General features: G+C 62.2%; 1 protein-coding gene. It reads right to left on the bottom strand.

What is annotated here, in order from left to right:
- Positions 1-942: polyhydroxyalkanoate depolymerase (locus P0D89_RS53465; protein ID WP_408379726.1), on the bottom strand; the 942-nt coding region annotated here is incomplete at both ends.

Below are 942 nucleotides of genomic sequence, written 5' to 3'. Positions count from 1 at the left end.
GCGCCAGCGCCGTCCCGAGAAAATGCCGTAGTGGCCGCATTTTTCCGCGGTGAAGTGGCGCTTGTCGCTCTCCGGAATGCCGGTGCACAGCTCATGCGCCGCATAGGTCTGACCGTCGCCGGAGATATCGTCCAGTTCGCCTTCAATCGTGAACAGCGCGGTGTGCCTGATGTCCTGCGGCTTCACCCGCTCGCCGGCGACGTCCCACGTGCCTTCGGCGAGACGGAACTCCTGGAACACCACGCGGATCGTGTCGAGGTAATAGTCCGCGGCCATGTCGAGCACCGCGTTGTACTCGTCGTAGAAGCGGCGATGCGCTTCCGCATCTTCTTCGTCGCCGCGCAGCAGGCTCTGGTAGAAGTCCCAGTGCGAGGCCGCGTGACGTTCCGGATTCATCGCGACAAAACCGGTGTGCTGCAAAAAGCCCGGGTACACCTTGCGACCCACGCCCGGATAGTTCGGCGGAACCGTGAAAATCACGTTGTTGTCGAACCACTCGTACGAGTGCTGGGTGGCGAGCGAGTTGACCGAGGTCGGGCTCTTGCGCGCGTCGATCGGGCCACCCATCATCGTCATGGTGCGGGGCGTGTCCTCGCCGCGGCTCGCCAGCAGCGAAATGGCGGCGAGCACCGGCACAGTCGGCTGGCACACCGAGATCACGTGCAGATTCTTCGCGCCGATGTGACGGATGAATTCCTGGATATACGCGACATAGTCGTCCAGACCAAACTCGCCGGCTTCGAGCGGCACCATGCGCGCATCGATCCAGTCGGTCAGATACACCTTGTGGTCCTGCAACAACGTTCGCACCGTGTCGCGCAGCAGCGTGGAGTGGTGTCCCGACAACGGTGCGCAAACCAGTACGACCGGCTCATCTTTCAATTGGGTAACCGCATCGCTGTCGTCGGCGAAACGCTTGAAGCGCATCAGACGGCAAAACGG

The sequence above is a fragment of the Paraburkholderia sp. RL18-085-BIA-A genome (genome assembly GCF_046027075.1).
Classification (GTDB): Bacteria; Pseudomonadota; Gammaproteobacteria; order Burkholderiales; family Burkholderiaceae; genus Paraburkholderia.
The sequence above is the reverse complement of the archived record's forward strand: the minus strand, read 5'-3'. Positions and strand labels throughout refer to the sequence as shown.